Genomic DNA, 16,792 nt, shown 5'->3' with positions numbered 1-16,792 from the left:
TATTCCTATAATAACCCAAGTGGCCTAATGGAGGAAAGCTATGATTCAACAAAAGCGATTGGTAGACGAATTTATCGAGTTGGTTCAAATCGACAGCGAAACGAAGCATGAGCAGGAAATCAGCCGCGTGCTGAAGGCAAAATTCACCGAGCTCGGCTTGAAGGTGGAAGAGGACGATTCCGCAGCGAAAACCGGCCACGGCTCGGGCAATCTCATCTGCACGCTGCCGGCGACATCCACGAAGCCGCTGCCGAAGCTGTTCTTCACTTCGCATATGGATACGGTTACTCCGGGGAAAGGCATCAAGCCGCAGATCGGCGAAGACGGTTATATCCGCAGCGACGGAACGACGATTCTCGGGGCGGACGACAAAGCGGGTCTTGCCGCCATGTTCGAAGCGATTCGCGTCCTGAAAGAGAACAACATCGAGCACGGGCAGATTCAGTTTATTATTACGGCGGGCGAGGAATCCGGCTTGATGGGTACCCGGGCGATGGAGGCTAAATGGGTCGATGCGGATCTCGGCTTCGCGCTGGACTCCAACGGCACCATCGGGGACATCGCCGTAGCGGGTCCGACGCAGGCGAAGGTGTACATCACGTTCTGGGGCCGATCGGCTCATGCGGGCGTGAATCCCGAAGCGGGCGTCAGCGCGATTACCGTTGCGAGCAAAGCGGTTGCGCGCATGCCGCTCGGCCGCATCGACAAAGAAACGACCGCGAACATCGGACGCTTCGAAGGCGGCGTGGAAGGCGCAACGAACATCGTCGTTGAGCGGGTAACGCTCGAAGGCGAGGCGCGCAGTCTCGGGCAGGCCAAAATGTACGAGCAAGTTGAGAAAATGCGTCAAGCGTGCGAGGAAGCGGCGGAGGAAATGGGCGCGAAGCTTGATTTCAAAAGCGAAGTGATTTACCCCGCGTTTATGTACGACGAGTCCGCTCCGGTCGTGAAGCTAGCGATGAACGCGCTGACGAAGGTCGGCTGCACACCGCGTACCTTTCATTCCGGCGGAGGCAGTGACGCCAATATGTTTAACGGCATGGGCGTACCGACCGTCAATCTGGCTGTCGGCTATCTGGACATTCACACGACAAAAGAACGGATTGCGATCTCGGACCTCGTCAAAACGGCCGAAGTGGTCGTTTCGATCATCAATGAAGTTGCCAAGGCATAATGCTTGGCCTTCCGGCATAAAGTATTAACATACAGGTTGTTTAATCGCTGCTTATCTCTTTTGGGTAAGCGGCGATTTTTTTGTGTGAAAACGGGAGGAAACGGAGCATGAGGATGATCCAATGGGAAACGGCTGTCGTTACGGAAACGGTGGAGGAACCTTTGTCTTCACATGGTCTGCAGGAGGTCCGGGTACGGCTTGGAAACGGAGAAACGGCCGCTGCGCTGCACGATCTTGCCGTAGGGACGTCGCTTCGGCAGGGGGACAAGGTGCTGCTGAATACGACCGCCGTTCGTTTGGGGCTCGGTACGGGCGGCGTGCATTTTGTTCACGCAAGACTTGGCAGGTCGGACGAGAGCGTCGACAGCCCGGAGGTTCCAGTAGGTACAATCCTGCGGGAGCCAGAGACGCAAGATAGGAAGCGGCCCACCGGGCTGCAGGAAGGGCACATTATGAAGCTGCGTTACACGTCTTTGCAGCGGGCCGTGCGCTCGGTCGAGGAGCCGTCAAGTCCGCATCACGCTCTATTTGCCGAATCGCGTACGCTCAGCGGGATGCCGGTGCTCATCGGTGAGCTCCATAGCATGCTGCCTGCCGCCGTCTGCTGGCTCCGGGAGCTTGCGCGCGAGGCGGGAGCGCCGGTACCGCGCATCGCTTATGTCATGACCGACGGGGGGGCCCTGCCCCTGGCGGTCAGCGGACATGTGCGTCGGCTAAGGGAGCTCGGCTGGCTGGCCGGGACGGTCACGTATGGCCACGCCTACGGCGGCGACGTCGAAGCCGTCAACAAATACACGGCGCTCCTTGCCGCGAGGCATGTGCTGGAAGCCGATCTGGCCGTCGTTTGCATGGGCCCCGGCATCGTAGGCACCGGCACGCCATACGGCTTCAGCGGTATCGAGGCGGGCGAGCTTGTGGGGGCGGCGCATGCCCTTGGGGGCGTGCCTGTGGCGATAGCCCGCATCAGCTTCGCCGATCCGCGGCCGCAGCACCGCGGGCTCAGCCGCCATACGGCGGTGGCGCTGGGCCAAGCCGCGCTCGCGCCGGCCTGCGTCTCGCTGCCGCTGCTGCCCGCCGAAGCGGAAGCCGCGCTGCTGCGCGAGCAGGTCCGGCAGAGCGGGCTCGCCCGGCGTCACCGGCTGCTGTGGGAGGAGCCGCCGCCCTTGGAGCAAATGGCCGCCGCACTGGAAGCGTACGGGCAGCCGATTACTTCCATGGGGCGAGCTTGGCAGGACGATCCGGCGTTTTTTGCGGCCATTTGTATGGCGGCAGGAGCGGCATACCGGCTTCTTCGGAACGAGGGGCCGGATAAGCCGTAGCCGCTTGGCCGGTCCGCGTCCCGTCCAGAAAGGCCGTAAGCGGCACATCGGGCGGGACGCGATCCAGCGCCATTTTCAAATAGTTGCGGATTTCCCAGCCTTTTCCTACCAGACGAAGCTGTCCTGCATTGACATACGTTTTCATAGAGTACCCTCCTGCTTCGATAGGTTTATATATTTCACCTTATGCGGGAGACGACACGATTATGTCCTTCGTCGGACGGCCAGCAGCCGCCGGATGTGATATAATGAGCCTTGGTCTTATTCTTACCATACCCGTAAAGAGAAGAGAGGAATCTTCCATGCCGCATAAGACGCATAAAAAATTCGAAGAAGTGACCGTCTCCACGCAGCCGATTTTTCAAGGCAAAATCATTTCTTTGCAAGTGGATACCGTAAAGCTGCCCAATGGCGGGGAAGCGACCCGCGAGATCGTCAAGCATCCCGGTGCGGTCGCGGTTCTGGCCCTTACCCCGGATGACCGGATGATTGTTGTCGAGCAATACCGCAAGCCGCTGGAGAAAAGCCAGGTGGAAATTCCGGCAGGGAAGCTGGACGCCGGCGAGAATCCGCTGGATGCCGCTAAGCGCGAGCTGGAGGAGGAAACCGGTTATACCGCCGGCTCGATCCGCCATATCAGCTCTTTCTATACATCGCCCGGCTTCGCCGACGAAATTCTTCATCTGTATGCCGCCGAGCAGCTGGTGAAGGGACAAGCGAATCCCGACGAAGACGAATTCCTCGAAATCGAAGAGCTTACGCTGGAGCAGGCGCAAGCATACATCCGGGAGCAGCGGATCAGCGACGCCAAGACGATTATGGCTGTATACGCATGGCAGCTGTACAAGCTTACTGGCTCGTTCCCGACATGAGCACGAACGCGTGCTACGCCGACCTGCACATCCACATCGGGCGAACGGAAGCGGGCGAAGCGGTCAAAATCAGCGCTGCGAACAACCTGACGTTCTACAACATCGCGCGGGAGGCGTCGGAGCGCAAAGGGATCGACATGATCGGCATCATTGACTGCCATTCGCCGGGCGTGCAGCGGGAAATGCTGCATTATTTGGATTCAGGCGAGATGGAAGAGCTGGAAGGCGGAGGCATCCGTTACCACCAGACGACCGTCCTGCTGGGCTGCGAGATCGAGGTGCGCGACCCCGGCTTGGGGACCGCCCATTTGCTCGCTTATCTGCCTAAGCTTGGCGACATGCAGAGCTTCACGGATTGGCTGCGCAAGCATATGAAAAATGTGCAGCTCAGCTCGCAGCGCATCTATGTCACGACTCGGGAGCTTCAGCGGGAGGTAATTGCGCGCGGAGGCATTCTGATTCCCGCGCATATTTTCACCCCGCATAAAAGCGTCTATGGAAGCTGCTCGACACGGATGGAGCATTTGCTCGACTTGGACGGAATCGCGGCCGTAGAGCTCGGTCTCAGTGCCGACTCCGTCATGGCCGGATACATCAGCGAGCTGGACCGCTACACGTTTCTGACCAACTCCGATGCCCATTCGCTCCCGAAGATCGGACGAGAATACAATAAGCTGGCGCTTGAGGCGCCGACGTTCGAGGAACTGCGGAAGGCTTTGTCGCAGAAGGACGGACGTCGTGTGCTGGCTAATTACGGACTCAACCCGCGGCTCGGCAAATACCACCGCACGTACTGCGGCGATTGCAGCTCGATTCTCGACGAGCAGGAGCAGACGGCCGTGGAGCGCTGCTTGTACTGCGGCAGCCTGCGGATTGTCCGCGGCGTCATGGACCGTATTTCGAGCCTTGCGGACCGGGAGGAGTCTTGGGTTGCCCCGGATCGTCCACCTTACTGCTACCAAGTGCCGCTTGAGTACATTCCCGGCCTTGGGCCGAAAACGTTCAACCGTCTCATCGAGCGGTTCGGCTCTGAAATGAACCTGCTGCACCGCGTATCGTTCGAAGAGCTCACAGATGCGGCGGGCGAAACGATTGCCCGTTATATTATGGAAGCGCGCGCGGGCACGCTGCAGCTCGATACGGGCGGCGGCGGCAAATACGGCAAAGTATCCGCACGGCAGCAATAACGCGATAAAAGGACGGAGTCATAAACCTGTGCGCCCCCTCATATTCTGTACTATTCGGACAAGGGGGGCGCGCCGGCATGATGCGGAACCGTACGCTGGAACAGTATATGAAGGAGCATTTGTCGTTCTATTTATTCGTAGGCGTCGTCTTCGTCACGGGCGTCGTTTTCGGTGCGGTTATGGTGAACGCCCTGTCGCTGGAGCAGAAGCAGGAGCTGAGCCGCTATTTGGGCAGTTTTTTTGCGTCCGTCCATCAAGGCGGGCTGGAAGGCGATGTTACGGGTTCGTTCAAGGATTCGTTTTCCATGCATATCAAATGGTTTTTAATTATTTGGGTGCTGGGCCTGTCCGTCATCGGCCTGCCGCTCATCCTTATTTTGGATTTTTTGAAGGGCGTGCTGGTCGGCTTTACCGTCGGCTATCTGGTCGGCACCTTATCCTGGAAAGGGCTACTGTTCGCGCTTGTTTCGGTCGTGCCGACGAATCTGGTGGTTATCCCTTTGCTGCTCGTATGCAGCGTCACGGCGATGGCTTTCACGATTTATCTGGTCAAAAACCGGTTTATCAACCGCAAAGGCGCTCTATATGAACCGTTTATGCGATTTTCGGGCGTCATTCTGGCTTCCGGTGCGCTGCTGCTTGGAGTAGCGGTATTCGAGGCTTACCTCTCTCCGGTCATGATGAAATGGGTAACGCCTATGCTGGTAACGATGTCCGGGTCTTAAAAGGTTTGACTTTCCCTAAGTCCTCCTCCTATAATGTAAGCATGAAGAAAGCTTAAGCTTACGAGAAAGGTTTTGCTTCGGTGCAAAACCCTGTGGGGGAGAAGCATGGAATCTCGCATCGAAAAAATCAAACAACAGCTGCAATCGCAAGGCTACAAGCTGACGCCTCAACGGGAAGCGACCGTCAGGGTTTTGCTAGAGAACGAAGAGGATCATCTGAGCGCGGAAGACGTATTTATGCTCGTCAAAGATAAAGCGCCCGAAATCGGACTTGCCACCGTCTATCGTACGCTGGAACTGCTCAGTGAGCTGCACGTCCTTGAGAAAATGAACTTCGGCGACGGCGTAGCCCGCTACGACTTGCGCAACGACAGCTCTCATCACCATCATCATCACCTCATCTGCGTGCAGTGCGGCGCCGTCGACGAAATTATGGAAGACTGGCTGGGCGCGCTGGAAGAACGGCTGGAGCGGGAATATCGGTTTCAAGTGCTCGACCACCGGCTCGATTTTCAGGGCATTTGCCACCGCTGCCGCGATAAGAACAAAACGTAAAGACAAAACCTTCGGCTTGATGCTTGATCAAGTATGAAGGTTTTTTGCATTTTGTCACATATTCACACCGAAAAGGCAAACGCTATATCACATGCTTTGGTCGAAAAACGGGAATAGGAGGCATGGAACGATGATCATCGGGATACCGAAGGAAATCAAAAACAACGAAAACCGCGTCGCCTTAACCCCCGGCGGCGCAGCGGTCCTGAGAGAAGCCGGGCATCGCGTTATGGTGGAAGCGGGAGCCGGCGCGGGCAGCGGATTTTCCGACGACGAGTATGCCAAGGAAGGCGTCGAGCTGCTTCCTTCGGCCGCCGAGGTTTGGGGCAAGGCGGAAATGATTATGAAGGTGAAGGAGCCGCTCCCTGCGGAATTCGGTTATTTCCGCGAAGGGCTTACGCTGTTTACCTATCTCCATCTGGCTGCCGAGCCGAAGCTGACCGAGGCGCTCGTGCAGCATAAAGTAACCGCCATCGCGTACGAGACCATCCAGCTTCCTGGCGGGGGGCTGCCGCTGCTTACTCCGATGAGCGAAGTGGCCGGACGCATGTCCGTACAGGTCGGCGCGCAGTTTCTGGAGAAAAATTACGGCGGGCGCGGCATTCTGCTCGGCGGCGTACCCGGCGTGCCTCCGGCGGACGTGATCATTTTGGGCGGAGGCATCGTCGGAACCAACGCCGCGAAAATGGCGCTCGGACTCGGCGCCAACGTCGTCGTCATCGAACGCAGCGCGGAACGGCTCCGGTATTTGGACGATGTGTTCCACGGCCGCATCCGCACGTTGATGTCCAATCCTTACAATATTGCCAACGCGGTACAAAAGGCGGATCTGCTGATCGGGGCCGTCCTCATTCCCGGAGCGAAAGCGCCGAAGCTCGTCAGCGAGGAGATGGTGCGGCAGATGAAGCCGGGGGCCGTGATCGTGGACGTGGCCGTCGATCAGGGCGGATCAATCGCGACGGTGGATCGCGTAACGACGCACAGTGCGCCGACGTACGAGAAGTACGGCGTCCTTCATTATGCGGTCGCCAACATGCCGGGAGCTGTGCCGCGAACCTCTACGCTGGCGCTCACGAACGTGACCATCGGCTACGCCCTCGAATTGGCTGGTAAAGGGGTAACCCGTGCGCTCTACGGCAATCCGCCGCTGAAGCTCGGCGTGAACACCTATCAGGGCCACGTCACGTATCCCGCGGTAGCCGAAGCCGTCGGTCTGCCTTATACGGGCTTGGATTCGCTGCTGCCGATCAGCTGATCAAGGCGGCGGCTCGTGCTGGCGGCACATTTCGTCCCCGTCCATCGTCCGAGTACGCATATTTTGGCCGGTCCGGTCATAGTGTACTTTTAGAACCTGTCTGAACTCCCGTGGTCCGGCGTTAAGCCGGCGGCTGGGAGCAGGGGAGGAGGGGACAAGCTGTGATTGTTCATGTTCGGGCGCGAAAATGGCTCGGTCGTTTTCGCTTCGCGCTCTTGTTCGTGGTGTTTACGTTCGCGCTTTATCACATGCTGCTTGTCGTTACGCGATGGCTGGAGCCGGAGCCGAAGTACAAGGAGCCCACAGGCCGCGCCGTCAAAGTGTTCCAGAACGATCCGGTGGCTGCGGCTTCGGACAAGATCACGATGAGCGAACGGCTGAAGCTGTTTTACCGGATCGGCGAGTAAAAAAGCTTCCCGATGAGGAAGGAAAATGGGTCCCGCATGTGGAATTGTTTTAAAAGCGCCGATGCAAGACATAAAAGGGGATCAATTGCGCATGAAACAGGAACTCAATTCGTTTATCCGTTTTTTGGCGGAGGATCGGGGCCTTGCTCAGAATACGCAGGACTCGTACCGACGCGATTTGTCTCAGTATATAGATTTTTTGGAAAGCTCCGGCATTTCTTCGCTGGGCGACAGCGGGAAGCTGAACATTTCCGGCTATATGCTGGACTTAAAGCAGCGGGGAAGGGCTACCGCCACAGTTTCCCGGAACGTGGTTTCCATCCGCGCCTTTTACCAATTCCTCGTGAAGGAGCGTCTGCTGGACAGCGATCCGTCGCTGCACTTGGAGACGCCGAGACTCGAGAAACGTATTCCGAAGGTACTGTCGGTTCAAGAGGTTGGCAAGCTGCTGCAAGCCCCCCTGACGACGACGCCCAACGGGATGCGGGATAAGGCCATGCTGGAGGTGCTGTACGCGACGGGAATCCGGGTATCGGAGCTCATCTCGCTTGACGTAGACAGCGTCAATCCGAGTATGGGCTTTATCCGTTGTGTCGGCAAAGGCAAAGAACGTATTGTTCCGCTCGGGAGAATCGCTTCGGAGTACGTGGAGGCTTACATCCAAACGACGCGTGCGAAGCTGCTCAAGCCGTCCAAAGCCGAGGAGGCGCTGTTTGTCAGCCATTTGGGGACCCGGATGACGCGTCAGGGCTTCTGGAAAATCATTAAACGTTACGCTGCGGAATCCGACATTCAGATGGAAATCACCCCGCACACGCTTCGGCACTCGTTTGCCGCGCACCTGCTGGAGAACGGAGCCGACCTCCGGTCCGTTCAGGAAATGCTCGGTCATGCGGACATCTCGACAACGCAGATCTATACACAAGTTACACGGAGCAAAATGAAGGAGGTTTATGATCGGACCCATCCCCGGGCCAAAATCGAATAGTCTTCCGCGAGCCCGTTCCTCCGCGCCTGAGAAACGGGGTTTTTCGTATTGCGGCTTTTGCAAACCATGTCCGCTTTTGCGATAATAAAGGTAGACTTGTCGAAAGGAACCGCCTGCAAGGATGGCATTGACTCACAATACTCAAGGTTATGATTTCATTGTTGCGTTGCTGCGCAATGCCCGAATCGGCGCTTGAGAAGAAAGCATTGCTGTGCAATACGCAAGCCTATGCTTACGAAGAAGGCATTGCTCCGCAATGCCCAAGCCTGTGCTTACGAAGAAAGCATTGCTGCGCAATGCTCAAGTTTGTGCTTACGAAGATGGCATTGCTCCGCAATGCCCGGAGGAGGGACATCCATGAAATTTAAACGAGTCTGCTTGATTGTGCTTGATAGCGTAGGGATCGGAGAACTGCCGGATGCCGCGCGTTTTAACGATACGGGCGCCCATACGCTCGGCCACATAGCTGAGCGCGTGCCGTCGCTGCGCGTGCCTCATATGCAGCAGCTCGGCCTTGGGAATATTGCCGGGCTGCAGGGCGTTGATCCGGTTGAACGCCCAGGCAGCTATTACGGCAAAATGGCCGAGGTATCGGTAGGTAAAGATACAATGACCGGCCACTGGGAAATCATGGGGCTGAATGTGTCCGTCCCGTTCAATGTATTCCCGGACGGCTTCCCGCCGGAGCTGATCGCCCGTTTCGAACAGGAAACCGGGCGCAAGGTCATTGGCAACAAGCCGGCCTCCGGAACGGAAATACTGGATGAACTAGGCGAGGAGCAGATGAAAACCGGGGCTTGGATCGTCTATACTTCGGCGGACAGCGTATTCCAGCTTGCGGCGCATGAAGAGATTATCCCGCTGGAGGAGCTGTACCGCGCCTGCGAGATTGCCCGCAAGCTGACGCTCGAAGATCCGTATACGGTCGGTCGCGTCATTGCGCGGCCTTATGTCGGAACGCCTGAGGCGTTCAAGCGTACGCCAAACCGTCACGATTACGCGGTGAAGCCGCCGGCTCCGACGGTCATGAACCAGTTGAAGGATGCGGGATTCGATTGCATCGCTGTCGGGAAGATCAACGATATTTTTGACGGCGAAGGCGTGACCCGTGCGCTTCCGACCAAAAGCAATCTCGACGGGATTCATAAGACGATTGACGTTATGGGAGAGTCGTTCCAAGGGCTGCTGTTTACGAACCTCGTCGATTTTGACTCGCTGTACGGGCACCGCCGTGACCCCGAAGGGTACGCCATGGCGCTGAACGAATTCGACGAATGGCTGCCTAAGCTGATGGAACGGGTCGGCAAGGACGACCTGCTTATTTTGACAGCCGATCACGGTAATGATCCGATTCATCACGGGACGGACCATACCCGCGAGTATGTACCGCTTCTCGTGTACAGCCCGGCGTTCGAAACGACGGGGACGGTCGGAGTCCGCAGCACGTTTGCGGATCTCGGCGCGACAGTTGCCGAAAACTTCGGCGTAAAGGGAACGGGCAACGGCACCAGTTTTTTGAATGAATTGAAATAACAAGTACATATTGCCGGGGAGGACGAATCGAATGAGCGATCAAACGACGCTGTTGAAGAACATTAAGGAAGCTGCGGAATATATCCGCGGGAAGTATCCGGAGAAGCCGGAAATTAGCCTGATTCTGGGCTCCGGCCTCGGCGTGCTGGCCGATTTGGTGGAAGGCGGGGTAACGATTCCTTATGAGGATATTCCGCATTTTCCGGTATCTACGGTAGAAGGCCATGCCGGCGAGCTGCTGCTCGGCAAGGTGGAAGGCAAGCACGTGCTGATGATGAAAGGTCGTTTTCATATGTATGAAGGATACGGCGTCGAAACGGTATCGTTTCCGGTCCGTGTCATGAAGGAGCTTGGCGTGGAGAAGCTGCTGGTGACTAACGCCGCCGGAGGCATCAACACGTCGTTCGAGGTCGGTGACCTGATGCTGATCCGCGATCATATTAACTTTACGTTCCGCAACCCGCTCATTGGACCGAACCACAACGAGCTGGGCGTTCGTTTCCCGGACATGTCCGAAGCGTACAGCCGCCGTTTGCGCGAGACGGCGAAGGAGGTAGCTGCAGAGCAGGGGCTGAAGGTGCAGGAGGGCGTATACATTGGGCTGCTCGGACCGTCGTACGAAACGCCTGCGGAAATCCGCATGATGCGGACGCTCGGTGGCGACGCCGTGGGCATGTCCACCGTGCCGGAAGTGCTTGTTGCGCGGCACGCGGGTATGGAAGTGCTCGGTTTTTCCTGCATCAGCAATATGGCGGCGGGCATCCTGGACCAGCCGTTGTCCCATGCGGAGGTTATGGAAACGACGGAGCGCGTGAAGCCGAAATTTCTTAAGCTGGTGCTCGGAATCATCTCGCGAATCTAGAATGTCATGGTGATTGGAACGGGGTCCGCTTTCAAGCGGCGGCTGCCGAATTCGATTCGAAAGAGGGAGAAGAGATGGAACCGAATTACGTTGAACATATTCAAGAAGCGGCTCAATGGATCAGCGACCGCATCGAACGAAGGTCTTTAGATATGGGCTTGGTGTTGGGCTCCGGCCTTGGCGATATGGCCGCTCAGGTCGAGGATGCGATCGCCATTCCTTACGATAGAATTCCGCATTTTCCGGTATCTACGGTGGAAGGCCATGCCGGGCAATTTGTCATCGGCAAGCTGGAAGGCAAAAATGTCATCGTCATGCAGGGCCGGTTTCATTATTACGAAGGCTACTCCATGAAAAAAGTCGTCTTCCCGATCTACGTCATGAAGCAGCTTGGCGTTCGGTCGCTTGTCATTACGAACGCAGCAGGCGGCATGAACCGCGGTTTTCAGGCGGGCGATTTGATGCTGATCTCCGATCAGCTTAACATGACTGGGGACAACCCGCTCATCGGTATCAATCATCCGGAGCTCGGTCCCCGTTTTCCGGACATGTCGCAGGCGTATACCCCGCAATTCCGCGATCTCGCCAAGCGGATTGCTGCCCAAATGGGACAGGAGCGCGGCGAAGCGATCCGCCTACAGGAAGGCGTATACACGGGCAGCAGCGGTCCGAACTACTTGCCTCCGGCCGAGCTGACCATGCTCGCGAACCTTGGCGGCGACGCCATTGGCATGTCTACGGTGGGTGAAGTGATCGCTGCAAGCCACGCAGGCCTTAAGGTGCTCGGCATCTCCTGCATCACCGACATGGCGATCGGCGAAGAATTGGAGCCGCTCACGCATGAGCAAGTCGTGGCAGTAGCAAACCGCACGAAGCCGATTTTCATCGAGCTGGTGCGTCGGTTTGTCCGTGAAGTGTAGGTGTAGAGAAGGTATTAATAAGTCCCACCTTAGCAAGTAGTGGTGGTTAAAAACGGATTTAGACACGACGACTACTCTCTGTCGATTTAATAAATCGAGAGGGAGTGGTCTTTTTTTGTTATTGAAAATTGATTTTTAGCTTTTTTTAGATTCCTGCATTGAGAAGGAGCGGGAATTGTCGTATCATCCCACTTTATAGCGAACCATGGTATAATGTGCCTATATTATTCAAGAGTTGATTACATAAAGCCAACAATGAAGCAAGATTTTATGGTTGGAGGTGTTGTTGTGGAGCAAAATTCGCATTTGATCCTCCCTTGGATAGTAGTTGATGCAAGGACAGCGATAGCCTTGGAAAAGCAATTAATGAGGGAGATTAACCAACATCATCAGTTGTACGGTCGCATCTTAAAGACGATGGCGAGATGTGAAGCAAATGATGATGTTTTATTCCAAGATATAGATAAGAATCAGCTTGTGCTTGTACATTTAACGTGGTCAAACAATCAAAATGAAGAATATCCTCGGATCGCCTGTTTTTCTACGTTTAGTGACTTTATTGATTACTGTAAAGAAGCATACGAATGAAAGAGCAATTTTATTTAATTGGGGATGTTACATTTATGAAAATGATGTGGTGTTGGCGATGTAAGTGCGAGATGCCCATGTTAGAAGAAGATGAATACGCAAGGATATATGAACTTTATGGTCAGTGTGTTGAGGCAACAAAGAAATTTAGACAAGAACATAGGTTACCACTTGAAATGATTACAATGAATGAAAGATTTAGTCCTGTTGTAAAGGAGTATGAGAATATAACAGGGGTTGCAGGGGTTCATCACAATGTAATAATGCACCATAGACTATCGCTTTTTGGAGAACCATGTGAATATTGCGGTAAACCACTAAGAACACCCAATGCAAAGCTATGTGCCAATTGTGGCAAGTATAAATAAAACAAGGATTTTGAAAGAACCGCTTTCCTTCGAAGCGGTTTTTTGTTCTGCTCGGCAATGAATATAGATCCCTTAGTACCTTCATTTCTAGGCTTTCGGGGATTTTTTTTGTGCATGGCTCAAATACGATTGACAATGAATTGGTTTGGATATATAGTTAGTTACATGAGTAATTAACCAGTTTGGTGGTGAACAAATGACCTTAATAGACGATAGCCGTCCGATTTTTGTTCAGATCGCCGAACGGATTGAAAATGACATCATCGAAGGCGGCATGCCCGAAGAATCACAAGTACCTTCGACGAATCAATTCGCGGCATTTTATCAGATCAACCCGGCAACGGCGGCCAAGGGAGTCAATCTGTTGGTGGACCAAGGCATATTGTACAAGAAGCGGGGGATAGGCATGTTTGTAGCGTCCGGCGCGCGCGCGCAATTGATGGAGAAGCGGAGAGAGCAGTTTTTTGAGCAATATGTGGTGACGATGGTCCGGGAAGCCGAGAAGCTCGGGATCACATCGGAGCAGCTCATGGATATGATCCGGAGAGGAGATGGGGGCAAATGAATCCGATCGTCGAAGTAACTCAGCTGACGAAGTCGTACGGGAACGTAACAGCGGTGGACGGCATCACCTTTTCCATCGAGCCGAACAAAATTTACGGGCTTCTTGGGAGAAATGGAGCGGGCAAGACGACGGTCATGCATATGCTCACGGCTCAGATTTTTCCTACCAGTGGAGAAATTAAAGTGTTCGGTGAAAAACCGTACGAGAACAATAATGTTCTTAGCAGAATGTGCTTTATCAAAGAAAGTCAAAAGTACCCGGACAACTTCCAGGTTATCGATGTGTTGGAGGTGGCGGAATCGTTGTTTCCGCAGTGGGATCGGGAGTTCGCCTACGAGCTGATTGAGACATTCGGGCTTCCGCTGAAAAGGAGAATGAAGAAGCTGTCACGGGGCATGTTGTCGGCCGCGGGAATCGTTGTCGGTCTTGCCAGCCGAGCGCCGCTTACAATATTTGACGAGCCGTATTTGGGCCTCGATGCGGTAGCCAGAGGGATATTCTACGAAAAGCTGCTTGAGGATTACTCGGCCCATCCGAGAACCGTCATTTTGTCGACGCACTTGATCGATGAGGTTAGCCGGCTTCTGGAGCATGTGATTGTGATTGATGGCGGCAAACTGATTGTGAATGAGGATACGGAGGCGCTTCGGGGGCGGGCTTTTGCCATCATAGGAACGGCCCGTACCGTGGAAAAATTCATTCGAGCCCGGGAAATCATCCATCAGGAAGCGTTCGGGGGACTGATTTCGGCGACGGTAATGGATGAGCTGAGCGAGAAAGAGCGGAAGGAAGGGGAAGCGCTTGGGCTCGAATTCTCCCCCGTTTCCTTACAGCAGTTAGTCGTCCATTTAACGAAGCATACATCGGATAGAAAGGCGGGAAGTGCTCTATGAACCGCGTTGCGAGCGTAACAAAAATGTATTTGAGAGATAAGCTCTCCTGGATATTCATGCCTTGGATCATTCTCTTGCTCAATCTCATCTTACATCTTACCATCCGGTTTTCGATTGGCGGGAAAGATGGAATGTATACCGGTGGCATTACTTCCCTTTACGTATATATGCTTGTTATCGGGATGGTTGCTCTGCCTCAAACGTTCGTCTTTGCACTTGGCATGGGTGTCCGGAGAAAAGATTATTTTGCCGGAACCGCTATGAACTTCGCTCTGATCAGCCTGAGTACATCCATCCTGATACTGCTTTTCTCCCTGCTTGAAGGCTGGAGCGGCGGCTGGGGAGTAGGGCTCCACTTCTTCCGTATGCCCTATTGGGGCGACGGTACGGCGATTGGGCAAGTGACGAGAAACTTCGTGCTACTGCTGCACCTGTTCTTCCTTGGATTTGCTATTTCGAGTGTCCAGCGGCGATATGGCGGGTTCGGTATGATCGCGTTTTCGGGTGTTATCACAGCGGTTGTCAGTGTCCTCGTCATTTCTTTAAACTATTACCAATGGTGGGGCATTTTGTTTCAATGGATAGCGGTTATAACCGTGTCCGAATGGGCAGGCTGGTTGTTTGCGCTAATGGTTGTCTATGCGCTTGCGTCGTATGCCATGCTTCGCAAGGCAACTGTATGACGAACCCAAATGGTAAAATAACATTATAACGAAACGGTTCGTTGCATTGTCCTTCTATGCTGCGCTATCATGGTTCTTAAAGCACGAATCACTTCGGGAGGAAGCAGAATGGAAGCAACAATCGACGATTTTCATAAGCTGGACCTGCGGATCGGAACGGTGGTTGCCGCCGAGCCTTTCCCGGAAGCGCGCGTTCCGGCCATCAAGCTGCAGATCGACTTCGGGGAGCTCGGGATCAAGCGCTCCAGCGCGCAGATAACGAAGCGGTATATGCCGGACGATCTTATCGGCAGACAGGTTGTAGCCGTTGTTAATTTTCCGCCCAGACGCATTGCTGGATACGTATCCGAGGTGCTGGTTCTCGGCGGGGTGCCTGAGCACGGAGATGTCATTTTGCTCGGGCCGAACCAGACGGCTCCGAACGGGACGCCGATCGCATAGCTATGGAAAAAGTACTCCATTTTTTTTATCGTAGCTCGTTATTTCGATTTCTTCGCGCCTTTGTCACTGGTACGGGTCGTCGTGTTCTGATTTCCGTGGCCTTGCTGCTTGTCGGACATGTGCGGCACCTCCCGTTTCTTGCTTCTCGAATGAATGGGTCCTTTATAGTATGACAATCCGGGATGCGGTTATTCAGACATATTACTTTTAGAGGCACTCCTCAAAAAAATTGTGGCCTCCCTCTGTTCGGACCAAAGCAACTATGCTAAAATTGGGCATATAGAACTACTTTCGATGATTCGTTGGAACTATCCGGAACCGATGCGAAGGTAGGGAAAAGAGGGGCGTGCCGCCATGACGATGCTGAAAGTAGCCAACTGCCCGAACTGTGGAAAAGTATTTCAAAAAAATTTACGCAATCTGTGTCAGGATTGTATCGATCAGGTTCACGGCGATTTCGACCGGTGCGAAGCTTATTTGCGCGGCAACCGGAAGGCGACGACTGAAGAGCTGAGCAGAGCTACGGGGGTCTCCGCTAAGCGTATCGCCGAATTCATCGTATCAAACCGGCTGCCGGTCGCTTATTATTCCGGATTAACTTACCCGTGCAATAGCTGCGGCTCGCCGATCAAGCAGCATCATTTATGCAATTCCTGCCGGATTCGCATCGTGAATGATATTCATAAGATGAACCAGCAGGAAGCGAAGCGGAAAGAGCGGGGTGTCGGCTTCCAAATTCGCGATCGCCTCAGCCATTGAATCTAATTATAAATGCTCTGCCGCCATAGCAGAGTTTTTTTGCATGCAAGGAAGTTTACGTATTTTGGCATAAGCATTATCTCATGTAAAGAGTAAATTCCGTGGCATGTCGGCCTTAATTTGTTCACAAATTTTTCACGGGAATGGTATGAAAGGGCATGTGTAAAGACGCGCGTATTTTGTACAATAAGACTATACGTCTTTACGGCCAAACAGTAAGGGGGGATTATCTATGCAAAAGTGGGCTATGTTTTCACTGTTCATCATCGCCTGTCTCCTTGGCGGGGGCATTTTACTCCAAAACATCTCTGCCCGTCAAGCGGAAATGGCAAAAGAGGAATCGGCAGGCCCTTCGATTAAATTCGTAGCCACGAACTACCAGTTCGATAAGCCGGAATACACGGCGAAAGCTGGCGAGAAGATGACCGTTTCTTTGATGAACAAGGAAGGGCTTCACGCGCTTGAGATCGTAGGTACGAACGTGAAGCTGGACAACAACAACAAGTCGATGGAAGTGACCTTCGACAAACCGGGTACGTATGAAGTGCACTGCACGCTGCCTTGCGGTCCGGGTCATGCGGATATGAAAACCAAGATCGTCGTATCCTAAAAGCAATATATCGTTTAACCCATGTGCCAAGGAAGTCTCGGGAGCCGTCTCCCGGGGCTTTCTTTTCTTTTTGCCACGGAGGGAATAT

General features: G+C 54.2%; 21 protein-coding genes. 20 read left to right on the top strand and 1 reads right to left on the bottom strand.

What is annotated here, in order from left to right; all coding sequences use genetic code 11:
- Window positions 1–40: 40 nt before the first annotated feature.
- Both NLX71_RS04335 and NLX71_RS04330 read left to right on the top strand, forming a co-directional pair.
- Window positions 41–1,174, top strand: coding sequence for a M20/M25/M40 family metallo-hydrolase (locus NLX71_RS04335; protein WP_254362258.1), 1,134 nt, complete (start codon window positions 41–43; stop codon window positions 1,172–1,174).
- A gap of 107 nt (window positions 1,175–1,281) precedes the next feature.
- Window positions 1,282–2,493, top strand: coding sequence for a DUF3866 family protein (locus tag NLX71_RS04330; RefSeq protein ID WP_254362257.1), 1,212 nt, complete (start codon window positions 1,282–1,284; stop codon window positions 2,491–2,493).
- Here the strand turns inward: NLX71_RS04330 and mciZ are convergent.
- Window positions 2,381–2,638, bottom strand: a complete 258-nt coding sequence (mciZ, locus tag NLX71_RS04325; RefSeq protein ID WP_254362256.1) for a Z-ring formation inhibitor MciZ — start codon at window positions 2,636–2,638, stop codon at window positions 2,381–2,383. The two genes, NLX71_RS04330 and mciZ, sit on opposite strands and share 113 nt — an antisense overlap.
- Window positions 2,639–2,795: 157 nt before the next feature.
- Between mciZ and NLX71_RS04320 the strand changes: the two genes are divergently transcribed.
- From NLX71_RS04320 to NLX71_RS04235, 18 genes are all read left to right on the top strand, one after another.
- The gene (locus tag NLX71_RS04320) at window positions 2,796–3,365 is read left to right on the top strand and encodes an NUDIX hydrolase (protein ID WP_025846519.1); all 570 of its coding nucleotides are present in this window, start codon (window positions 2,796–2,798) and stop codon (window positions 3,363–3,365) included.
- The gene (locus tag NLX71_RS04315; RefSeq protein ID WP_375377886.1) at window positions 3,362–4,552 is read left to right on the top strand and encodes an endonuclease Q family protein; all 1,191 of its coding nucleotides are present in this window, start codon (window positions 3,362–3,364) and stop codon (window positions 4,550–4,552) included. The genes NLX71_RS04320 and NLX71_RS04315 overlap by 4 nt, the downstream gene beginning before the upstream one ends.
- A 77-nt stretch (window positions 4,553–4,629) precedes the next feature.
- Window positions 4,630–5,277, top strand: a complete 648-nt coding sequence (spoIIM, locus tag NLX71_RS04310; protein WP_254362254.1) for a stage II sporulation protein M — start codon at window positions 4,630–4,632, stop codon at window positions 5,275–5,277.
- Between the two features lie 105 nt (window positions 5,278–5,382).
- Window positions 5,383–5,832 (top strand): ferric iron uptake transcriptional regulator, encoded by a 450-nt coding sequence (gene fur / locus NLX71_RS04305; RefSeq protein ID WP_010499013.1) that lies wholly within the window; start codon window positions 5,383–5,385, stop codon window positions 5,830–5,832.
- 130 nt (window positions 5,833–5,962) lie between these two features.
- Window positions 5,963–7,087: an alanine dehydrogenase gene (ald, locus tag NLX71_RS04300; protein WP_254362253.1), complete on the top strand. Its 1,125-nt coding sequence runs from the start codon at window positions 5,963–5,965 to the stop codon at window positions 7,085–7,087.
- A 161-nt stretch (window positions 7,088–7,248) separates the two neighbouring features.
- A complete protein-coding gene (locus tag NLX71_RS04295; protein ID WP_254362252.1) occupies window positions 7,249–7,494 on the top strand; it encodes a DUF4227 family protein in 246 nt (81 codons plus the stop codon).
- Window positions 7,495–7,585: 91 nt separating this feature from the next.
- A complete protein-coding gene (xerD, locus tag NLX71_RS04290) occupies window positions 7,586–8,482 on the top strand; it encodes a site-specific tyrosine recombinase XerD (protein WP_254362251.1) in 897 nt (298 codons plus the stop codon).
- A gap of 357 nt (window positions 8,483–8,839) precedes the next feature.
- Window positions 8,840–10,015 carry a phosphopentomutase gene (gene deoB, locus NLX71_RS04285; protein ID WP_254362250.1) on the top strand — a complete coding sequence of 392 codons (1,176 nt, stop codon included), beginning with the start codon at window positions 8,840–8,842 and terminating at the stop codon, window positions 10,013–10,015.
- A gap of 31 nt (window positions 10,016–10,046) precedes the next feature.
- Window positions 10,047–10,877, top strand: coding sequence for a purine-nucleoside phosphorylase (locus NLX71_RS04280; protein ID WP_254362249.1), 831 nt, complete (start codon window positions 10,047–10,049; stop codon window positions 10,875–10,877).
- Between the two features lie 74 nt (window positions 10,878–10,951).
- Window positions 10,952–11,797: a purine-nucleoside phosphorylase gene (locus tag NLX71_RS04275; RefSeq protein ID WP_254362248.1), complete on the top strand. Its 846-nt coding sequence runs from the start codon at window positions 10,952–10,954 to the stop codon at window positions 11,795–11,797.
- Between the two features lie 288 nt (window positions 11,798–12,085).
- On the top strand, window positions 12,086–12,385 hold the full coding sequence (locus NLX71_RS04270) for a hypothetical protein (RefSeq protein WP_254362247.1): 300 nt from the start codon (window positions 12,086–12,088) through the stop codon (window positions 12,383–12,385).
- Complete coding sequence (locus tag NLX71_RS04265; protein WP_254362246.1) at window positions 12,382–12,753, top strand: hypothetical protein; 372 nt, start codon at window positions 12,382–12,384, stop codon at window positions 12,751–12,753. Before NLX71_RS04270 ends, NLX71_RS04265 begins: the two co-directional genes overlap by 4 nt.
- Window positions 12,754–12,949: 196 nt before the next feature.
- The gene (locus NLX71_RS04260; RefSeq protein WP_254362245.1) at window positions 12,950–13,318 is read left to right on the top strand and encodes a GntR family transcriptional regulator; all 369 of its coding nucleotides are present in this window, start codon (window positions 12,950–12,952) and stop codon (window positions 13,316–13,318) included.
- On the top strand, window positions 13,315–14,211 hold the full coding sequence (locus NLX71_RS04255) for an ABC transporter ATP-binding protein (RefSeq protein ID WP_254362244.1): 897 nt from the start codon (window positions 13,315–13,317) through the stop codon (window positions 14,209–14,211). The genes NLX71_RS04260 and NLX71_RS04255 overlap by 4 nt, the downstream gene beginning before the upstream one ends.
- Window positions 14,208–14,894: a hypothetical protein gene (locus NLX71_RS04250; protein ID WP_254362242.1), complete on the top strand. Its 687-nt coding sequence runs from the start codon at window positions 14,208–14,210 to the stop codon at window positions 14,892–14,894. Before NLX71_RS04255 ends, NLX71_RS04250 begins: the two co-directional genes overlap by 4 nt.
- Before the next feature lie 108 nt (window positions 14,895–15,002).
- Window positions 15,003–15,335 carry a chaperone CsaA gene (gene csaA, locus NLX71_RS04245; protein ID WP_254362241.1) on the top strand — a complete coding sequence of 111 codons (333 nt, stop codon included), beginning with the start codon at window positions 15,003–15,005 and terminating at the stop codon, window positions 15,333–15,335.
- Window positions 15,336–15,689: 354 nt separating this feature from the next.
- A complete protein-coding gene (locus NLX71_RS04240; protein WP_254362240.1) occupies window positions 15,690–16,094 on the top strand; it encodes a flagellar protein in 405 nt (134 codons plus the stop codon).
- A gap of 232 nt (window positions 16,095–16,326) precedes the next feature.
- Window positions 16,327–16,704 carry a cupredoxin domain-containing protein gene (locus NLX71_RS04235; protein ID WP_254362239.1) on the top strand — a complete coding sequence of 126 codons (378 nt, stop codon included), beginning with the start codon at window positions 16,327–16,329 and terminating at the stop codon, window positions 16,702–16,704.
- Window positions 16,705–16,792 lie beyond the last annotated feature (88 nt).

Source organism: Paenibacillus sp. MZ04-78.2, assembly GCF_024213375.1.
GTDB lineage: Bacteria > Bacillota > Bacilli > Paenibacillales > NBRC-103111 > Paenibacillus_G.
The sequence above is the reverse complement of the archived record's forward strand: the minus strand, read 5'-3'. Positions and strand labels throughout refer to the sequence as shown.

Coding starts and splice junctions, on each gene's coding strand:
- xerD (WP_254362251.1), top strand. CDS start 7,586: ATGAAACAGGAACTCAATTCGTTTATCCGTTTTTTGGCGGAGGATCGG.
- NLX71_RS04275 (WP_254362248.1), top strand. CDS start 10,952: ATGGAACCGAATTACGTTGAACATATTCAAGAAGCGGCTCAATGGATC.
- NLX71_RS04260 (WP_254362245.1), top strand. CDS start 12,950: ATGACCTTAATAGACGATAGCCGTCCGATTTTTGTTCAGATCGCCGAA.
- NLX71_RS04255 (WP_254362244.1), top strand. CDS start 13,315: ATGAATCCGATCGTCGAAGTAACTCAGCTGACGAAGTCGTACGGGAAC.
- deoB (WP_254362250.1), top strand. CDS start 8,840: ATGAAATTTAAACGAGTCTGCTTGATTGTGCTTGATAGCGTAGGGATC.
- fur (WP_010499013.1), top strand. CDS start 5,383: ATGGAATCTCGCATCGAAAAAATCAAACAACAGCTGCAATCGCAAGGC.
- mciZ (WP_254362256.1), bottom strand. CDS start 2,638: ATGAAAACGTATGTCAATGCAGGACAGCTTCGTCTGGTAGGAAAAGGC.
- NLX71_RS04240 (WP_254362240.1), top strand. CDS start 15,690: ATGACGATGCTGAAAGTAGCCAACTGCCCGAACTGTGGAAAAGTATTT.
- NLX71_RS04280 (WP_254362249.1), top strand. CDS start 10,047: ATGAGCGATCAAACGACGCTGTTGAAGAACATTAAGGAAGCTGCGGAA.
- NLX71_RS04235 (WP_254362239.1), top strand. CDS start 16,327: ATGCAAAAGTGGGCTATGTTTTCACTGTTCATCATCGCCTGTCTCCTT.
- ald (WP_254362253.1), top strand. CDS start 5,963: ATGATCATCGGGATACCGAAGGAAATCAAAAACAACGAAAACCGCGTC.
- NLX71_RS04250 (WP_254362242.1), top strand. CDS start 14,208: ATGAACCGCGTTGCGAGCGTAACAAAAATGTATTTGAGAGATAAGCTC.
- NLX71_RS04320 (WP_025846519.1), top strand. CDS start 2,796: ATGCCGCATAAGACGCATAAAAAATTCGAAGAAGTGACCGTCTCCACG.
- NLX71_RS04315 (WP_375377886.1), top strand. CDS start 3,362: ATGAGCACGAACGCGTGCTACGCCGACCTGCACATCCACATCGGGCGA.
- NLX71_RS04335 (WP_254362258.1), top strand. CDS start 41: ATGATTCAACAAAAGCGATTGGTAGACGAATTTATCGAGTTGGTTCAA.
- csaA (WP_254362241.1), top strand. CDS start 15,003: ATGGAAGCAACAATCGACGATTTTCATAAGCTGGACCTGCGGATCGGA.
- NLX71_RS04330 (WP_254362257.1), top strand. CDS start 1,282: ATGAGGATGATCCAATGGGAAACGGCTGTCGTTACGGAAACGGTGGAG.
- spoIIM (WP_254362254.1), top strand. CDS start 4,630: ATGATGCGGAACCGTACGCTGGAACAGTATATGAAGGAGCATTTGTCG.
- NLX71_RS04265 (WP_254362246.1), top strand. CDS start 12,382: ATGAAAGAGCAATTTTATTTAATTGGGGATGTTACATTTATGAAAATG.